General features: G+C 56.0%; 8 protein-coding genes, 2 tRNA genes, 3 rRNA genes and 1 pseudogene. 3 read left to right on the forward strand and 11 right to left on the reverse strand.

Features of this window, described 5'->3' with window-relative positions:
* Positions 1 to 5: 5 nt before the first annotated feature.
* Positions 6 to 81, reverse strand: a tRNA-Thr gene (locus C2E15_RS20010).
* Between the two features lie 598 nt (positions 82 to 679).
* Here C2E15_RS20010 and coaA point away from each other — a divergent pair.
* A pseudogene (gene coaA, locus C2E15_RS20015) lies at positions 680 to 1,629 on the forward strand (type I pantothenate kinase).
* Positions 1,630 to 1,689: 60 nt separating this feature from the next.
* Here coaA and birA read toward each other — a convergent pair.
* From birA to pepQ, 10 genes are all read right to left on the reverse strand, one after another.
* On the reverse strand, positions 1,690 to 2,652 hold the full coding sequence (gene birA, locus C2E15_RS20020) for a bifunctional biotin--[acetyl-CoA-carboxylase] ligase/biotin operon repressor BirA (protein WP_104958837.1): 963 nt from the start codon (positions 2,650 to 2,652) through the stop codon (positions 1,690 to 1,692).
* Positions 2,649 to 3,686, reverse strand: a complete 1,038-nt coding sequence (gene murB, locus C2E15_RS20025; protein WP_104958838.1) for a UDP-N-acetylmuramate dehydrogenase — start codon at positions 3,684 to 3,686, stop codon at positions 2,649 to 2,651. The genes birA and murB overlap by 4 nt, the downstream gene beginning before the upstream one ends.
* Positions 3,687 to 4,307: 621 nt before the next feature.
* Positions 4,308 to 4,423: ribosomal RNA gene (gene rrf / locus C2E15_RS20030) — 5S ribosomal RNA — on the reverse strand.
* 102 nt (positions 4,424 to 4,525) lie between these two features.
* Positions 4,526 to 7,432: ribosomal RNA gene (locus C2E15_RS20035) — 23S ribosomal RNA — on the reverse strand.
* A 196-nt stretch (positions 7,433 to 7,628) separates the two neighbouring features.
* Positions 7,629 to 7,704: transfer RNA gene (locus C2E15_RS20040), tRNA-Glu, on the reverse strand.
* An 85-nt stretch (positions 7,705 to 7,789) separates the two neighbouring features.
* Positions 7,790 to 9,330 (reverse strand): 16S ribosomal RNA (locus C2E15_RS20045).
* The 16S, 23S and 5S rRNA genes sit together here with 1 tRNA gene alongside, the layout of an rRNA operon.
* Positions 9,331 to 9,708: 378 nt before the next feature.
* Entirely contained in the window at positions 9,709 to 10,245 is a 537-nt protein-coding gene (gene hemG / locus C2E15_RS20050) for a menaquinone-dependent protoporphyrinogen IX dehydrogenase (protein WP_104958839.1), read from the reverse strand.
* Positions 10,246 to 10,261: 16 nt separating this feature from the next.
* On the reverse strand, positions 10,262 to 11,713 hold the full coding sequence (gene trkH / locus C2E15_RS20055) for a Trk system potassium transporter TrkH (protein ID WP_104958840.1): 1,452 nt from the start codon (positions 11,711 to 11,713) through the stop codon (positions 10,262 to 10,264).
* A 24-nt stretch (positions 11,714 to 11,737) separates the two neighbouring features.
* Entirely contained in the window at positions 11,738 to 12,355 is a 618-nt protein-coding gene (locus C2E15_RS20060) for an IMPACT family protein (RefSeq protein WP_104959242.1), read from the reverse strand.
* Positions 12,355 to 13,686 carry a Xaa-Pro dipeptidase gene (gene pepQ / locus C2E15_RS20065; protein ID WP_104958841.1) on the reverse strand — a complete coding sequence of 444 codons (1,332 nt, stop codon included), beginning with the start codon at positions 13,684 to 13,686 and terminating at the stop codon, positions 12,355 to 12,357. Before pepQ ends, C2E15_RS20060 begins: the two co-directional genes overlap by 1 nt.
* Positions 13,687 to 13,871: 185 nt before the next feature.
* Here pepQ and fadB point away from each other — a divergent pair, with 185 nt between their 5' ends.
* Entirely contained in the window at positions 13,872 to 16,058 is a 2,187-nt protein-coding gene (gene fadB, locus C2E15_RS20070) for a fatty acid oxidation complex subunit alpha FadB (RefSeq protein ID WP_104958842.1), read from the forward strand.
* Positions 16,059 to 16,069: 11 nt separating this feature from the next.
* Positions 16,070 to 17,233: an acetyl-CoA C-acyltransferase FadA gene (fadA, locus tag C2E15_RS20075; RefSeq protein WP_104958843.1), complete on the forward strand. Its 1,164-nt coding sequence runs from the start codon at positions 16,070 to 16,072 to the stop codon at positions 17,231 to 17,233.
* Positions 17,234 to 17,274: the final 41 nt, after the last annotated feature.

The following is a 17,274-nucleotide window of genomic DNA, read 5'->3' on the forward strand; positions in this document are numbered from 1 at the left end:
CTTGATGGTGCCGGCTACCGGAATCGAACTGGTGACCTACTGATTACAAGTCAGTTGCTCTACCTACTGAGCTAAGCCGGCATCAAGTGAGGCGCATTCTAGGAAGAGCGGCTGAGGTATGCAACAAAAAAATTGCGATAAATGTTCTATCGATTACTATTTGTGCAATTCTTCGCAAAATCACCCTTTTTTGAAGAAAAAACAACCGCCCTTGCCGGTTATCGCTGGCCGTAAAACAGGCTGCAGCTCTGTGCATCGGCCTGTTATCGTCAAAATGAATAGCGATAGTCTGGCCTGCGGAGGCTAATGAAAGAGACCTGGCGCAAACGGCCGCTGAAGCTAACGGGATGAAAAGTGTAAGCTGTGATCTCCATCACTTTTGACCTGTCTGCTCGTAACGCGCGTTTCTTGAGTAAGCGCAGCGGATCAAGCGCTTATCGTTTCTGAGGCGCGATCTCTGCTCTCTGCTTTTCTTTATTTAACTTTTATCACAATACGCAAAACAGCCGGGATCCTTCCGATTGCATTTGCCAATCTATCTTTTTCCTTCTTTTTTTCCCTTTACTGGTGTTAACCTCCTGCGCATTGTTTTCTGAAATTACCTTCAGGGCACAGGAAGGCGGATAAGCTATGCTCCCCTGTCGCCGTTCGGTAAATATTTGCTGGCAGAAGCATGCTTATGAGTAATAAAGAGTCCTCGTTTACCACCCCGTACCTGACATTCAGTCGCCAACAATGGGCTGCGTTGCGTGATTCTGTGCCGATGACATTATCAGAGGATGAGATTGCGCGCCTGAAAGGCATTAACGAAGATCTTTCACTGGAAGAAGTTGCTGAGATCTATTTACCGCTGTCTCGTCTGTTGAATTTCTATATCAATTCAAATTTGCGTCGTCAGGCGGTGCTGGAGCAGTTTTTAGGCACCGATGGGCAAAAAATCCCTTATATCATCAGCATTGCCGGAAGCGTAGCGGTAGGGAAAAGCACCACCGCGCGCGTATTGCAGGCTTTGCTGAGCCGCTGGCCGGAACATCGCCGCGTCGAGCTGATTACTACCGATGGCTTTCTTCACCCTAACGCCGTGTTAAAAGAGCGCGGCCTGATGAAGAAAAAGGGCTTCCCGGAATCTTACGATATGCACCGCCTGGTGAATTTCGTCGCCGATCTGAAATCAGGCGCGACAGAAGTGACGGCGCCGGTCTACTCGCACCTCATTTATGATGTCATCCCGATGGCGATAAAGTTGTTGAGCAGCCCGATATTCTGATCCTTGAAGGGCTGAACGTGCTGCAAAGCGGTATGGATTATCCGCACGATCCGCATCACGTGTTTGTTTCCGATTTCGTCGATTTTTCTATATATGTGGATGCGCCTGAAGATCTGCTGGAGCATTGGTATATCAATCGCTTCCTCAAATTCCGTAAAGGGGCGTTTACCGATCCCGATTCCTATTTTCATCATTACGCCCAGCTCGCCGAAGAAGAGGCTGTGAATATCGCCACTCAGCTCTGGCGGGAAATTAACTGGCGTAACCTGAAAGAAAATATTCTGCCTACGCGGGAGCGCGCCAGCCTGATTTTGAGCAAAAGCGCTAATCATGCGGTAGAGAAAGTGAAATTACGTAAGTAGAAAATGGGTGCCGCTTCTGGCGCAGGCACGCCGCCAGAAGAGGCACTATCGGCAAGGGAATCAGCCCTGAGGCCGCAAAGATATCTCTCCGCCTACCCAGGCTTTAGTAACGCCATCCTGTTCCAGCAGCAGCCCGCCCTGCGGATCAATGCCGCGCGCAATGCCCAACACCTCACGATCGCCAATCAGCAGCTTCACCGGTCGGTTAATGAAGTTATCCAGACGCTGCCAGCGTGATACAAACGGCGCCAGCCCCTCACGCTCAAACTCTTTCAGGCTGCGTCTCAGCTGATTCACCAGGACGCCGACAAGCTGGTTACGGTTAATAGCGATCCCCGCTTCCTGCAGGTTGATCCAGCCCTGATTCACGATGTTCGCATCCGGCGATCGCATTGCCAGGTTAATGCCCGCGCCAAACACGATTTGTGCCGCGTCGCCCGTTTTTCCCGTCATTTCCACCAGGATACCGGCTAACTTACGATCGTTCAGATAGAGATCATTCGGCCACTTGACCCTTACCTTTTCGGCGCCAAGCTGCTGCAGTACCTCTGCAATGACAATCCCGATAACCAGGCTAAGACCCATTGCCGCTGCCGGCCCCTGGTCGAGGCGCCAGTACATGGAAAGATAGAGGTTAGCGCCAAAGGGAGAAAACCACTGGCGTCCACGACGGCCGCGACCCGCCTGCTGATACTCGGCGACGCAGGCATCCCCGGTTTGTAGCGTATTCATCCGCGCAAGCAAGTATTGGTTGGTTGAATCGATAACCGGAATAACAGATACACCCGGCTGTTCCAGGGTGGGAGTGATTTTCTCTTCATCCAGCAACTCAATCGGCGCCGGCAGACAGTACCCTTTGCCCGTCACGGTAAAGACATCCAGTCCCCACTCTTTCAGCGTCTGGATATGCTTATTAATAGCGGCGCGGCTCATGCCGAGCTGCTCGCCTATCTGCTCGCCTGAATGGAACTCGCCATCCGCCAGGATAGCAACCAACTTTAACGGCACGCTGTTATCTTTCATGCTATGACCTCAACGGCATCTTCTTCGCCTTCGGCACCGATAAATCGCACCTCCGGCTCCAGCCAGACATTAAATTTTTCACCGACGCGCTGCCGAATGGCATGCGCCAACGCCACCACATCCTCTGCAGTAGCCTGTTCAAGGTTGATTAGCACCAGCGCCTGCTGCTGATGTACCGCAGCGCCTCCGATTCGATAGCCTTTCAGCTGGCATTGATCGATAAGCCAGCCGGCAGCCAGCTTAACCTCGCCGCTGCTTTGCGGATAATGTGGGGCCTGTGGGAAAGCCGCCAGCAGCGAAGCAGCCTGCTCTGCGCTGACAACCGGGTTCTTAAAGAAGCTGCCAGCATTGCCGGTTAAGGCGGGATCGGGCAGCTTACTGCGCCGCATATGGCACACCGCATCGAAAATCTGCTGCGGCGTTACGGTCGCCGGATCAAGACGCGTTAAATCGCCATAGCTCATCACCGGTTGCCACTGCTTTGGCAGAATAAAGCCGACTGCTACAATGGCATGGCCATGCTGCAGCTGATGTTTAAAGATGCTGTCACGGTAACCGAACTGGCACTGCGCCGCCGTCAGGCGCGTGACGTTGCCGCTGTTGAGATCCAGCACATCAACCCACTCGCACACATCCTTCATTTCTACGCCATAGGCGCCGATATTCTGGATCGGCGCAGATCCAACGCAGCCTGGGATCAATGCCAGATTTTCCAGTCCGCCGATCCCCTGCTGCAGGGTAAAGGTTACCAGCGCATGCCAGTTCTCCCCTGCCCCCACGCGCAGGCGCCATACATGGTCGTCTTCGCTTACGGTGATGCCTTTGATGCGGTTGATGACCACAATGCCGTTATAGGCTTCCAGGAACAACACATTGCTTCCTTCGCCAAGCAGCAAGAAGGGCAAATTCCGCTGCTGGCATTCTTGCCAGGCGGCAACGATCTGTTGCGGACTTTCCGCTATCACCACTTTGTGCGCGGCGGTATCAATGGCGAAGGTATGCAGGGTTTTCAGTGAGTATTCAGGGCTGGACATGAAACGGCCTATTTCCGGTTAACTGCGGCCAGTTTACCTGATTGGTATCGCGGGAAGAAAATATTATCGGCGTGCGTTAAAAAGCGCGGATTTGACCCCGGGAACGGTACGAGAAATCCGCGATTCGAGCCGTTATTTTGCGCGACGGAAGGGGGGAATGCCTTTTTCTTGGTTGATCTTAGCTAAAGCTGAAGAAAATGATGCGATAAAACCTGCGTCAAAGCCGCGCGACCGCGTGAAAAAACACCGTATCAGAGCATTGCTTCAGTAAAGTAACTGGGGCAGAAGAGGGAAATCCAACGGACAAGAATGCACTTGAAAGCGTTAAAAAGGGACCAGAATTTGGCAACTACCTGAGAAAATCGGGAAGAAAACGGTACGGGCGAGTAAATCCTAAGCGGGAAGAGGAACGTCAGGAGAGGTAACGGTAGAAAACAAGCGTAAGAGAAGCGCGCCAACGGGGGAATAAGCGGATCAGCATCGGGCTGCGATAGCGAAAAAAGGCATTCTGGAGGATCGGAACCGACGCTTCGGCTCTTTTTTACCTGACAGGGATGAATTACGTAAACCGCGTATACGAAAAAGCCCCAGCTTTCGCTGAGGCTCCGTCGTTGATTTGATGCCTGGCAGTTCCCTACTCTCGCATGGGGAGGCCCCACACTACCATCGGCGCTGCGGCGTTTCACTTCTGAGTTCGGCATGGGGTCAGGTGGGACCACCGCGCTCTCGCCGCCAGGCAAATTCTGTTTCGCATGCCGCCACGGGGGCCACACGCGCTAATCCGGTGAACAAGCTGAAAACTGCGTCTCTCTTTTTTCTTAAAACGCCTGTGGCGTTGTAAGGTTAAGCCTCACGGGTCATTAGTACCGGTTAGCTCAACGCATCGCTGCGCTTACACACCCGGCCTATCAACGTCGTCGTCTTCAACGTCCCTTCAGGGGGCTCAGGGCCCCAGGGAAGACTCATCTCGAGGCAAGTTTCGTGCTTAGATGCTTTCAGCACTTATCTCTTCCGCACTTAGCTACCGGGCAGTGCCATTGGCATGACAACCCGAACACCAGCGGTGCGTTCACTCCGGTCCTCTCGTACTAGGAGCAACCCCTCTCAGTCTTCCAGCGCCCACGGCAGATAGGGACCGAACTGTCTCACGACGTTCTAAACCCAGCTCGCGTACCACTTTAAATGGCGAACAGCCATACCCTTGGGACCTACTTCAGCCCCAGGATGTGATGAGCCGACATCGAGGTGCCAAACACCGCCGTCGATATGAACTCTTGGGCGGTATCAGCCTGTTATCCCCGGAGTACCTTTTATCCGTTGAGCGATGGCCCTTCCATTCAGAACCACCGGATCACTATGACCTGCTTTCGCACCTGCTCGAACCGTCACTCTCGCAGTCAAGCCAGCTTATGCCATTGCACTAACCTCACGATGTCCGACCGTGATTAGCTGACCTTCGTACTCCTCCGTTACACTTTGGGAGGAGACCGCCCCAGTCAAACTACCCACCAGACACTGTCCCCACGCCGGATCACGGCGCCAGGTTAGAACATCAAACATTAAAGGGTGGTATTTCAAGGATGGCTCCACGCAGACTGGCGTCCACGCTTCAAAGCCTCCCACCTATCCTGCACATCAAGGCTCAATGTTCAGTGTCAAGCTGTAGTAAAGGTTCACGGGGTCTTTCCGTCTTGCCGCGGGTACACTGCATCTTCACAGCGAGTTCAATTTCACTGAGTCTCGGGTGGAGACAGCCTGGCCATCATTACGCCATTCGTGCAGGTCGGAACTTACCCGACAAGGAATTTCGCTACCTTAGGACCGTTATAGTTACGGCCGCCGTTTACCGGGGCTTCGATCAAGAGCTTCTCCTTACGGATAACCCCATCAATTAACCTTCCGGCACCGGGCAGGCGTCACACCGTATACGTCCACTTTCGTGTTTGCACAGTGCTGTGTTTTTAATAAACAGTTGCAGCCAGCTGGTATCTTCGACTGGCTTCGGCTCGGGGAGCAAGTCCCTCCACCTACGCGCCAGCGTGCCTTCTCCCGAAGTTACGGCACCATTTTGCCTAGTTCCTTCACCCGAGTTCTCTCAAGCGCCTTGGTATTCTCTACCTGACCACCTGTGTCGGTTTGGGGTACGATTCGTTGTTACCTGATGCTTAGAGGCTTTTCCTGGAAGCAGGGCATTTGTTGCTTCAGCACCGTAGTGCCTCGTCGTCACGCCTCAGCCTTAACCTTCCGGATTTGCCTGGAAAGTCAGCCTACACGCTTAAACCGGGACAACCGTCGCCCGGCCAACATAGCCTTCTCCGTCCCCCCTTCGCAGTAACACCGAGTACGGGAATATTAACCCGTTTCCCATCGACTACGCCTTTCGGCCTCGCCTTAGGGGTCGACTCACCCTGCCCCGATTAACGTTGGACAGGAACCCTTGGTCTTCCGGCGAGCGGGCTTTTCACCCGCTTTATCGTTACTTATGTCAGCATTCGCACTTCTGATACCTCCAGCATGCCTCACAGCACACCTTCGCAGGCTTACAGAACGCTCCCCTACCCAACAACACATACGTGTCGCTGCCGCAGCTTCGGTGCATGGTTTAGCCCCGTTACATCTTCCGCGCAGGCCGACTCGACCAGTGAGCTATTACGCTTTCTTTAAATGATGGCTGCTTCTAAGCCAACATCCTGGCTGTCTGGGCCTTCCCACATCGTTTCCCACTTAACCATGACTTTGGGACCTTAGCTGGCGGTCTGGGTTGTTTCCCTCTTCACGACGGACGTTAGCACCCGCCGTGTGTCTCCCGTGATAACATTCTCCGGTATTCGCAGTTTGCATCGGGTTGGTAAGCCGGGATGGCCCCCTAGCCGAAACAGTGCTCTACCCCCGGAGATGAATTCACGAGGCGCTACCTAAATAGCTTTCGGGGAGAACCAGCTATCTCCCGGTTTGATTGGCCTTTCACCCCCAGCCACAGGTCATCCGCTAATTTTTCAACATTAGTCGGTTCGGTCCTCCAGTTAGTGTTACCCAACCTTCAACCTGCCCATGGCTAGATCACCGGGTTTCGGGTCTATACCCTGCAACTTAGCGCCCGGTTAAGACTCGGTTTCCCTACGGCTCCCCTATACGGTTAACCTTGCTACAGAATATAAGTCGCTGACCCATTATACAAAAGGTACGCAGTCACCCCCATAAAGAAGGCTCCCACTGCTTGTACGTACACGGTTTCAGGTTCTGTTTCACTCCCCTCGCCGGGGTTCTTTTCGCCTTTCCCTCACGGTACTGGTTCACTATCGGTCAGTCAGGAGTATTTAGCCTTGGAGGATGGTCCCCCATATTCAGACAGGATACCACGTGTCCCGCCCTACTCATCGAGCTCACAACACATGCATCTTCGTGTACGGGACTGTCACCCTGTACCGTGCGCCATTCCAGACGCTTCCACTGACACACATGCTGATTCAGGCTCTGGGCTGTTCCCCGTTCGCTCGCCGCTACTCAGGGAATCTCGGTTGATTTCTTTTCCTCGGGGTACTTAGATGTTTCAGTTCCCCCGGTTCGCTTCGTTAAGCTATGTATTCACTTAACGATAGTGTGACGAGTCACACTGGGTTTCCCCATTCGGACATCGCCGGCTGATAGCGGTTCATATCACCTCACCGGCGCTTTTCGCAGATTAGCACGTCCTTCATCGCCTCTGACTGCCAGGGCATCCACCGTGTACGCTTGGTCGCTTAACCTCACAACCCACAGGCGTCTTGCGACACCGTGTCGGTGTGAAAAATTGAGAGACTCTGAACAGTTCTTTATGCAAGAAGCTGCTCTTTCAAATTTTCAGCTTGTTCCGGATTGTTAAAGAGCAATATCGTAAAGCTGACTCGTGAGTCAGTTTTAGGATATGTTGGGTACGCGACTTTCACTCACACTACCAGCAAGTGGCGTCCCCTAGGGGATTCGAACCCCTGTTACCGCCGTGAAAGGGCGGTGTCCTGGGCCTCTAGACGAAGGGGACACTGAAGTCTGCTTCGCAAGACGCCTTGCTCATACTTTCTATCAGACAATCTGTGTGAGCACTACACGGGAAGGTATCAGCATGGTAAGGAGGTGATCCAACCGCAGGTTCCCCTACGGTTACCTTGTTACGACTTCACCCCAGTCATGAATCACAAAGTGGTAAGCGCCCTCCCGAAGGTTAAGCTACCTACTTCTTTTGCAACCCACTCCCATGGTGTGACGGGCGGTGTGTACAAGGCCCGGGAACGTATTCACCGTGGCATTCTGATCCACGATTACTAGCGATTCCGACTTCATGGAGTCGAGTTGCAGACTCCAATCCGGACTACGACGCACTTTATGAGGTCCGCTTGCTCTCGCGAGGTCGCTTCTCTTTGTATGCGCCATTGTAGCACGTGTGTAGCCCTGGTCGTAAGGGCCATGATGACTTGACGTCATCCCCACCTTCCTCCGGTTTATCACCGGCAGTCTCCTTTGAGTTCCCGGCCGAGCCGCTGGCAACAAAGGATAAGGGTTGCGCTCGTTGCGGGACTTAACCCAACATTTCACAACACGAGCTGACGACAGCCATGCAGCACCTGTCTCACGGTTCCCGAAGGCACTAGGGCATCTCTGCCGAATTCCGTGGATGTCAAGACCAGGTAAGGTTCTTCGCGTTGCATCGAATTAAACCACATGCTCCACCGCTTGTGCGGGCCCCCGTCAATTCATTTGAGTTTTAACCTTGCGGCCGTACTCCCCAGGCGGTCGACTTAACGCGTTAGCTCCGGAAGCCACTCCTCAAGGGAACAGCCTCCAAGTCGACATCGTTTACGGCGTGGACTACCAGGGTATCTAATCCTGTTTGCTCCCCACGCTTTCGCACCTGAGCGTCAGTCTTCGTCCAGGGGGCCGCCTTCGCCACCGGTATTCCTCCAGATCTCTACGCATTTCACCGCTACACCTGGAATTCTACCCCCTCTACGAGACTCAAGCCTGCCAGTTTCAAATGCAGTTCCCAGGTTAAGCCCGGGGATTTCACATCTGACTTAACAGACCGCCTGCGTGCGCTTTACGCCCAGTAATTCCGATTAACGCTTGCACCCTCCGTATTACCGCGGCTGCTGGCACGGAGTTAGCCGGTGCTTCTTCTGCGGGTAACGTCAATGACGACGCGTATTAAACGCCATCCCTTCCTCCCCGCTGAAAGTACTTTACAACCCGAAGGCCTTCTTCATACACGCGGCATGGCTGCATCAGGCTTGCGCCCATTGTGCAATATTCCCCACTGCTGCCTCCCGTAGGAGTCTGGACCGTGTCTCAGTTCCAGTGTGGCTGGTCATCCTCTCAGACCAGCTAGGGATCGTCGCCTAGGTGAGCCGTTACCCCACCTACTAGCTAATCCCATCTGGGTTCATCCGATGGTGTGAGGCCCGAAGGTCCCCCACTTTGGTCTTGCGACGTTATGCGGTATTAGCCACCGTTTCCAGTGGTTATCCCCCTCCATCGGGCAGATCCCCAGACATTACTCACCCGTCCGCCACTCGTCAGCGAAGCAGCAAGCTGCTTCCTGTTACCGTTCGACTTGCATGTGTTAGGCCTGCCGCCAGCGTTCAATCTGAGCCATGATCAAACTCTTCAATTTAAAAGTCTGATGCTCAAAGAAAAACGTCGTAATGAATTACGTGTTCACTCTTGAGACTTGATACTGCAATTATTTTTGCGATATCCGTCCTGTGAGTGCCCACACAGATTGTCTGATAAATTGTTAAAGAGCGGTGCGACCGGCGCTTCGTGCCGTTGTCGCGAGGTGGCGTATATTACGCTTTCCTCTTTCAGAGTCAACCCCTTTTTCAGAAGTTTTTCTCCGGCGATTCAGAACTGCTGAACCGCCTGACCAGGCCGACTAAGAAGTCGTTGTTCCGTGTCAGTGGAGGCGCATTATAGGGAGTTCTTCCGGGCTGACAAGCGTTTATTTCAAAAAAATGATCGTTAGGTTTATTTTTCAGCAAAGCGTCTTTTTTTAGCGCGATTTGCTGCTCATTTGCGCGAATTCCTCAGCGAAACGTTCTACCTGCTGCCAGTCAGTGTATTCCACCTCTTTGCGCGCATCGGTTTCGCCGCCGGTCATACGCATAATAAGCTGGATCATCACCCGGTCGAACCAGCCGTAGCGCGGATAGCGCAGCGCGCCGGCAAATACCGCGCAGCTGTCTGGCTGCCACGGTGACTGTAGCAGGAACTTGCGCGTATAGGCGTTGGTTTGCGGCGTACGCTTTTCGGGCTTGCGCGCGGTAAGGTTAACCGAGAAGAATCCGCTGACGCGCTGCTGCAGCTGCGCCAGATTGTTCTTCACAAAGCGCGCCACCGCCGGCTGGAAATGACCGTAACGGATCGATGCGCCAATCAGCACCCGATCGTACTGCGCCCAGTCGATATGCTGGGCGTGCAGAATATTCATGACGTCGCACTCCTGATGCGCTTTCATCGTGTTCGCGATGTAAGCGGCGATCTCGCGGGTTTGCCCGTCACGGCTGGAAAACAGAATCAGCGCCTTCATTACTTTCTCCTTAATATCACTCGCGCCAGAAGGTAGGAGTGAACAGTACCAGCAGCGTAAACACTTCCAGACGACCAAAGAGCATGGTCGAAATCAGGATCCATTTTGCAACGTCGTTCATTGAGGTGAAGTTATCGGCCACCACGCCCAATCCCGGCCCGAGGTTATTCAGCGTTGCGGCCACAGCGGCAAATGCAGAAAAGTCATCGACGCCGGTGGCAATAATGGCCAGCATGCTGAGCAGGAACACCAGCGCATAGGCGGAAAAAAATCCCCACACCGCTTCCAGAATCCGCTCCGGCAGCGCGCGGTTGCCCAGTTTAATGGTATAGACGGCGTTGGGATGCACCAGACGCTTCAGCTCGCGCGATCCCTGCTTAAACAGCAGCAGAATACGAATGACCTTCAGGCCGCCGCCCGTCGAACCGGCGCAGCCGCCAATAAAGGCGGAGCAAAGCAGCAGCACCGGCAAGAATAGCGGCCAGCGCGCAATGCTGTCAGTGGTGAAGCCTGCGGTAGTCGCCATCGACACCACCTGGAAAAACGCCTGGTTCAGCGTTTGCCAGCTACTGGTGTAAACATTGTGGAACCACAATACGATGGTGCAGATAACCACCAGCGTAAACTGCACGCCGATAAACATGCGGAATTCCGGGTCACGCCAGTAGACGCGCAGATTCCGCCCGCTCAACAACGAGAAGTGCAGGCCGTAGTTGCAGCCGGAAATCAGCAGGAACACCGCGATGATGGTGTTAATGGTCGGGCTGTTGAAGTAGCCCACGCTGGCATCATGCGTAGAGAAGCCGCCGATGGCGATGGTTGAGAAGCTATGCCCTATCGCGTCAAACAGCGGCATGCCCGCCAGCCACAGCGCCACCGCACAGGCGACGGTCAGCAGAACATAGATCAGCCACAGCGTCTTCGCCGTTTCGGCGATTCGCGGGCGCATTTTGTTATCTTTCAGCGGGCCGGGCATTTCCGCGCGATAGAGCTGCATGCCCCCGACGCCCAGTATCGGCAAGATCGCCACCGCCAGCACGATGATCCCCATCCCGCCGAGCCATTGCAGCATCTGCCGATAAAAGAGAATCGCTTTAGGCAGCGAATCCAGCCCCACCAGCGTGGTGGCGCCAGTCGTGGTCAGCCCGGAAAAAGATTCGAAAAAGGCGTCGGTCACCGAGAGATTAGGATGCTCGGCGAAAATAAACGGCATCGCCCCGACGCTACCCAGCACGGTCCAGAACAGCACCACGATCAAAAAGCCTTCGCGCGGCTTCAGATCGTTCTTCTGTTTACGGTTGGGCCACCAGAGCATAGCGCCGATAATCAACGCCATAATAAATGTCTGACTGAATGCGCGCCCCGCGCCGTCACGATAAATCAACGCCACCAGGCCGGGCACGATCATTGTTCCAGAGAACAGAATGACCAGTAACCCGACGATACGGGTAATGGCACGAAAATGCATTCTGCCGTTTCCTTAAGATAAAAATTAGGGGTCTACCGGTTCGAGCGTCAGCGCTCCCCGGCTTATGTCCGTCAGATTCTGCGTAAACCCGGCGACCTGCGCCCAGGGCAACGCCAGCGTGATCGAGACGACATCCAAAAAATCCGTCTTAAGCAGTTCTCCTTCAAAACGCTGAACCAGGCGCTCGATATCGCCGAGCTGCGCGTAATCGCAGCGTAGCTGAAAACGGCGCATCGGTATCTTTTGTTTGCGCGCCAGCTGCTTTAGCGCCTGCTGCACGCCGCCGCCATAGGCTTTCACCAGGCCGCCGGTGCCCAACATAATGCCGCCGTAGTAGCGCACCACGACGGCGGTGATCTCGCCCACCTGGCTGCCCATCAGCTGCGCCAGCATCGGCTTGCCCGCCGTGCCGGACGGCTCGCCGTCATCAGAGAACCCCAACTGCTGGGAATCATCCGGACGTCCCGCCACATAAGCCCAGCAGTGATGGCGGGCAGCGGGATGCTCCGCCTTTACCTGCTGGATAAACGCGCGCGCCGCTTCAACGCCTCCAGTATGGGCCAGCAGCGTAATGAAACGGCTCTTCTTGATGGTTTCTTCGCTGATGCTGAGCGGCTCAGCGGGAATATCATAAACGTCCATCATGCCAGATGCAGATCGCGCGTCATGTTCTCGGTACGATTGGCATAGATCACCACGTTATCCTCAATGCGGATGCCGCCGTAAGGCTGCAGCGCGTCGATCGCCTGCCAGTTAAAGTGCTGGCTGTATTTGCCTTCACGCCATGGCGCCAGCAGCGACTCGATAATATAGAAGCCTGGCTCAATGGTCAGCACCATACGCGGCTCCAGTACACGCGTGCAGCGCAGGAACGGATACTGCTGCGGCGCCGCCAGATGCGCGCCGTTCTCATCCTGCATAAAGCCGGCGACGTCATGCACCTGCAAGCCCAACGGATGCCCCAGACCGTGCGGCATAAACGGCCCGGTAAGGTTTTCCGCCACCATCGCCTCGGCGCTGATATTGCGCACCAGATCGTACTTCAGCAACATCGCGGCGATGCGCTGGTGCATCTGCAGATGGTAGTCGGTATAACGCACGCCCGCTTTTAACGTCGCAATCAGCGCCAGCTCATGCTGATTCATCTCTTTCAACAGCTGCGCAAACAGCGAGTCGTTCTGCGTGGTATAGGTACGCGTCAGATCCGCCGCATAGCCGTTGTACTCGGCGCCCGCATCGATCAGAAAGCTGCGGCGTTGCGACGGCGCCTGATGGTCAAGTTTGGTGTAGTGCAGCACCGCCGCATGTTCGTTCAGGGCGATGATATTGCCGTAGGGCACATCGGTGTCACGGTGGCCAGTGGCGGTCAGGTAGGCGAGATTGATGTCAAACTCGCTCATGCCGGAGAGAAACGCCTCTTTCGCTGCCCGATGTCCCGCAACCGCCAGCTTCTGCGCTTCGCGCATACAGGCCAGTTCATAGTCAGTTTTATAGGCGCGATGGTAGTGCAGAAAATCGATCGCACCCTGCGGGTTGATGCGTTCATTGCTGATACCGAGCTGCACCGCGCGCTGCGGCACCGGGCCGATATAAGCGACATTCTGACGCTGCGCCGGCAGTAACTCGCCGATCTCATCGGCGTTTTTCAGCGCCACCAGCTCCACTTCGTCAGTCCAAAAGCTGTGCGGCAGCGGCTCGACGTTATGCCAGTAGTCCACCGGCGAATAAAACCAGAGCTTCGGCTTATTGACGCCATCCACCCACAGCCAGCAGTTAGGCACCTGCGTCACCGGCACCCAGGCTTTGAACTGCGGATTGACCTTGAAAGGATAGTGATGGTCGTCGAGGAAAACTGTCAGCAGTTCGCCGGAGTGGATCAGCATCGCATCCAGTTGAAAGCGAGCCAGAACCTGCTGCGCGCGCTGCTGCAGCGTCGCGATGTGATCTTTGTACAAGGTAACCAGGGTATCCATTGTCGTACTCCGTATCAGCAAAATTGTCCGCATCTTATCACAGCGAGGGGGCGGATGCCGTGTCGCCGCCGCCTGTGATCTTGTCTGCAAATGAGCAAAGATCTGTTTGCAAATAATTAACATCACTCTCACACTCCGATCATCTGGTATGACCAGATCCCTTTATCGTGGTTCAGGAGACGGACATGCTCTACCAAGGCGACACTCTTTCCCTTGACTGGCTGGACGACGGCATCGCCGAGCTGGTGTTCGACGCGCCCGGTTCAGTAAACAAGCTGGATACGCGCACCGTAGCCAGCCTGGGCGAAGCCATTGCCGTACTGGAAAAACAGACGGCGCTGAAAGGCGTTCTGCTTAGCTCTGCCAAACCGGCGTTTATCGTTGGCGCGGACATCACCGAATTTTTATCGCTGTTTAACGCCCCGTCAGAAAAGCTGGCGAACTGGCTGGCCTTCGCTAACGGCATTTTTAATCGTCTGGAAGATCTGCCTGTTCCCACGATATCTGCCATCAAGGGCTATGCGCTGGGCGGCGGCTGCGAATGTATTCTTGCTACTGACTACCGTATCGCCACGCCAGATGCGCGCATCGGTCTGCCGGAAACCAAACTGGGGATCATGCCGGGCTTTGGCGGCTCGGTACGTCTGCCACGCCTGCTGGGCGCCGACAGCGCGCTGGAAATTATCGCCGCCGGAAAAGACGTTGACGCCAAAAGCGCACTGGCGCTCGGCCTGGTGGACGCGGTGGTGCCGGAAGAGAAACTGCGCGCCGGCGCGATCGCCATGCTGAAAATGGCGATGGCTAACGGCGATGACTGGCGACAACGTCGTCAGCCTAAGCTGCAGCCGCTGAAGCTCAGCCCGATTGAAGCGGCGATGAGCTTCACCATCGCCAAAAGCATGGTGCAGCAGACCGCCGGCAAACATTATCCTGCGCCGCTGCGCGCGGTCAAAACCATTGAGGCCGCCGCCGGACTGGGGCGTGATGAGGCGCTGGCGTTGGAAACGCAGGCCTTCGTACCGCTGGCGCAATCGAAAGAGGCGCGCGCGCTGGTCGGCATTTTCCTGAATGATCAGTATTTAAAAGGCAACGCGAAGAAACTGACGCGTGGCCATGCTGCGCCGCAGCAGGCAGCGGTAATAGGCGCCGGTATTATGGGCGGCGGTATCGCCTGGCAATCGGCATGGAAAGGCGTGCCGGTAATCATGAAAGACATCAGCGAAAAATCGCTGGCGCTGGGCATGAACGAGGCGGGCAAGCTGCTGAATAAACAGCTGGAGCGCGGCAAGATAGATGGGCTACAGCTGGCGGGCATTCTCTCCACTATCCACCCTACCCTCTCGTTCGAGGGGTTCGCGCGCGCGGACATCGTGGTCGAAGCGGTGGTGGAAAACCCGCAGGTTAAAGCGAAGGTGCTGGCGGAAACCGAGGCGCAGGTACGCGACGATGCCATTCTGGCCACCAACACCTCCACCATTCCGGTCAGCCTGCTGGCGCGCTCGCTGAAGCGTCCCGAGAATTTCTGCGGCATGCACTTCTTTAACCCGGTGCCGCGTATGCCGCTGGTAGAGGTGATCCGTGGCGAAAAAACCTCGGACGACACGCTGGCGAAAGTGATCGCCTGGGCCGGCAAAATGGGCAAGACCGCCATCGTCGTCAACGACTGTCCCGGCTTTTTTGTTAACCGTGTGCTATTCCCCTACTTCGCCGGCTTCAGCCTGTTGCTGCGCGACGGCGCCGATTTCCGCCAGATCGATAAAGTAATGGAAAAGCAGTTCGGCTGGCCGATGGGTCCCGCCACGCTGCTGGATGTGGTGGGCATCGACACCGCGCATCATGCGCAAAGCGTGATGGCGGATGGCTTCCCGGCGCGGATGAAGAAAGATGACCGCGACGCCATTGATGTGCTGTTCGAGGCGCAGCGTTTCGGGCAGAAAAACCAGCGTGGCTTCTACAGCTGGGAGAAAGACAGCAAAGGCAAGACCCGGAAAACCGCCGATAGCGAAACCGACGCGCTGCTGCAAAGCGTAAGCGCGCCGCGCCGGGTATTTACCGACGATGAGATCATCGCCCGTATGATGATCCCGATGATTAATGAAGTGGCGCGCTGTCTGGAAGAGCGCGTGATCGCCAGCCCGGCGGAAGCGGATATGGCGCTGGTTTACGGGCTCGGTTTCCCGCCGTTCCATGGCGGCGCGTTCCGCTATCTCGATACGTTAAGCAACGCGGCTTTCGTGGCGCTGGCGCAGCGCTACGAAGAACTCGGTCCGCTCTACGCGGTTCCGGAACTGCTGGCGGCGCGGGCGCAGCGTAATGAGAGTTGGTACCCGCCCGCTGAACCGATCACTGACATCGCGCTGGCCACGGCGTGAGGAGCAAGAAAATGGAAAACGCAGTTATCGTTGACGCCATTCGGACGCCAATGGGCCGCTCGAAAGGCGGCGCATTCCGGCAGGTCAGGGCGGAGGATCTCTCCGCGCATCTGATGCGCAGCTTGCTTAGCCGCAATGCCCAGCTCGATCCGGCGACGCTGGATGATATTTACTGGGGCTGCGTACAGCAGACGCTGGAGCAGGGGTTCAACATTGCGCGCAACGCCGCGCTGCTGGCGGAAATCCCCCACCGCGTGCCGGCCACTACCGTGAACCGCCTGTGCGGCTCCTCGATGCAGGCGCTGCATGATGCCGCGCGCGCCATTATGGTCGGCGACGCGCACGCGTGCCTGATTGGCGGCGTCGAGCATATGGGCCATGTGCCGATGAGTCACGGCGTCGATTTTCATCCGGGCCTCAGCCGCACAGTCGCCAAAGCGGCGGGCATGATGGGGCTGACCGCCGAAATGCTGGCGCGCATGCATCATATCAGCCGGGAGATGCAGGATGCGTTTGCCGCCCGCTCGCATCAGCGCGCCTGGGCCGCCACCCAGGCGGGCCACTTCCGCAATGAGATCGTGGCGACCAGCGGACATGACGCCGATGGCGTGCTGCAGCGTTACGATTTTGATGAAGTCATCCGCAGTGAAACCAGCGCGACCGGGCTGGCGGCGCTGAAGCCCGCTTTCGATCCGGTTAATGGCACGGTTACCGCCGGTAGCTCATCGGCGCTGTCGGACGGCGCGGCGGCAATGCTGGTGATGAGCGAATCCCGCGCGCGTGATCTGGGGCTGAAGCCACGGGCGCGCATCAGAGCAATGGCGGTGGTGGGCTGTGACCCGTCAATCATGGGCTATGGCCCGGTACCCGCCTCGCAGCTGGCGCTGAAGCGCGCCGGACTGCGCGTCAGCGATATCGACCTGTTCGAGTTGAATGAGGCGTTCGCCGCGCAGACACTGCCCTGCATCAAGGATTTGGGATTGCTGGAGCAGATGGATGAAAAGGTTAACCTGAACGGCGGCGCCATTGCGCTCGGCCACCCGTTGGGCTGCTCGGGGGCGCGCATCAGCACCACGCTGCTCAATCTGATGGAACGTCGCGACGCCCAGTTCGGCCTCGCCACCATGTGCATCGGCCTGGGCCAGGGCATCGCGACCGTTTTTGAACGCGTCTGATACGTTAGTACTTGTGGTTTTTCCCGCCTGTCAGGGGCGGG

This window comes from Mixta gaviniae (genome assembly GCF_002953195.1).
Lineage (GTDB): Bacteria > Pseudomonadota > Gammaproteobacteria > Enterobacterales > Enterobacteriaceae > Mixta > Mixta gaviniae.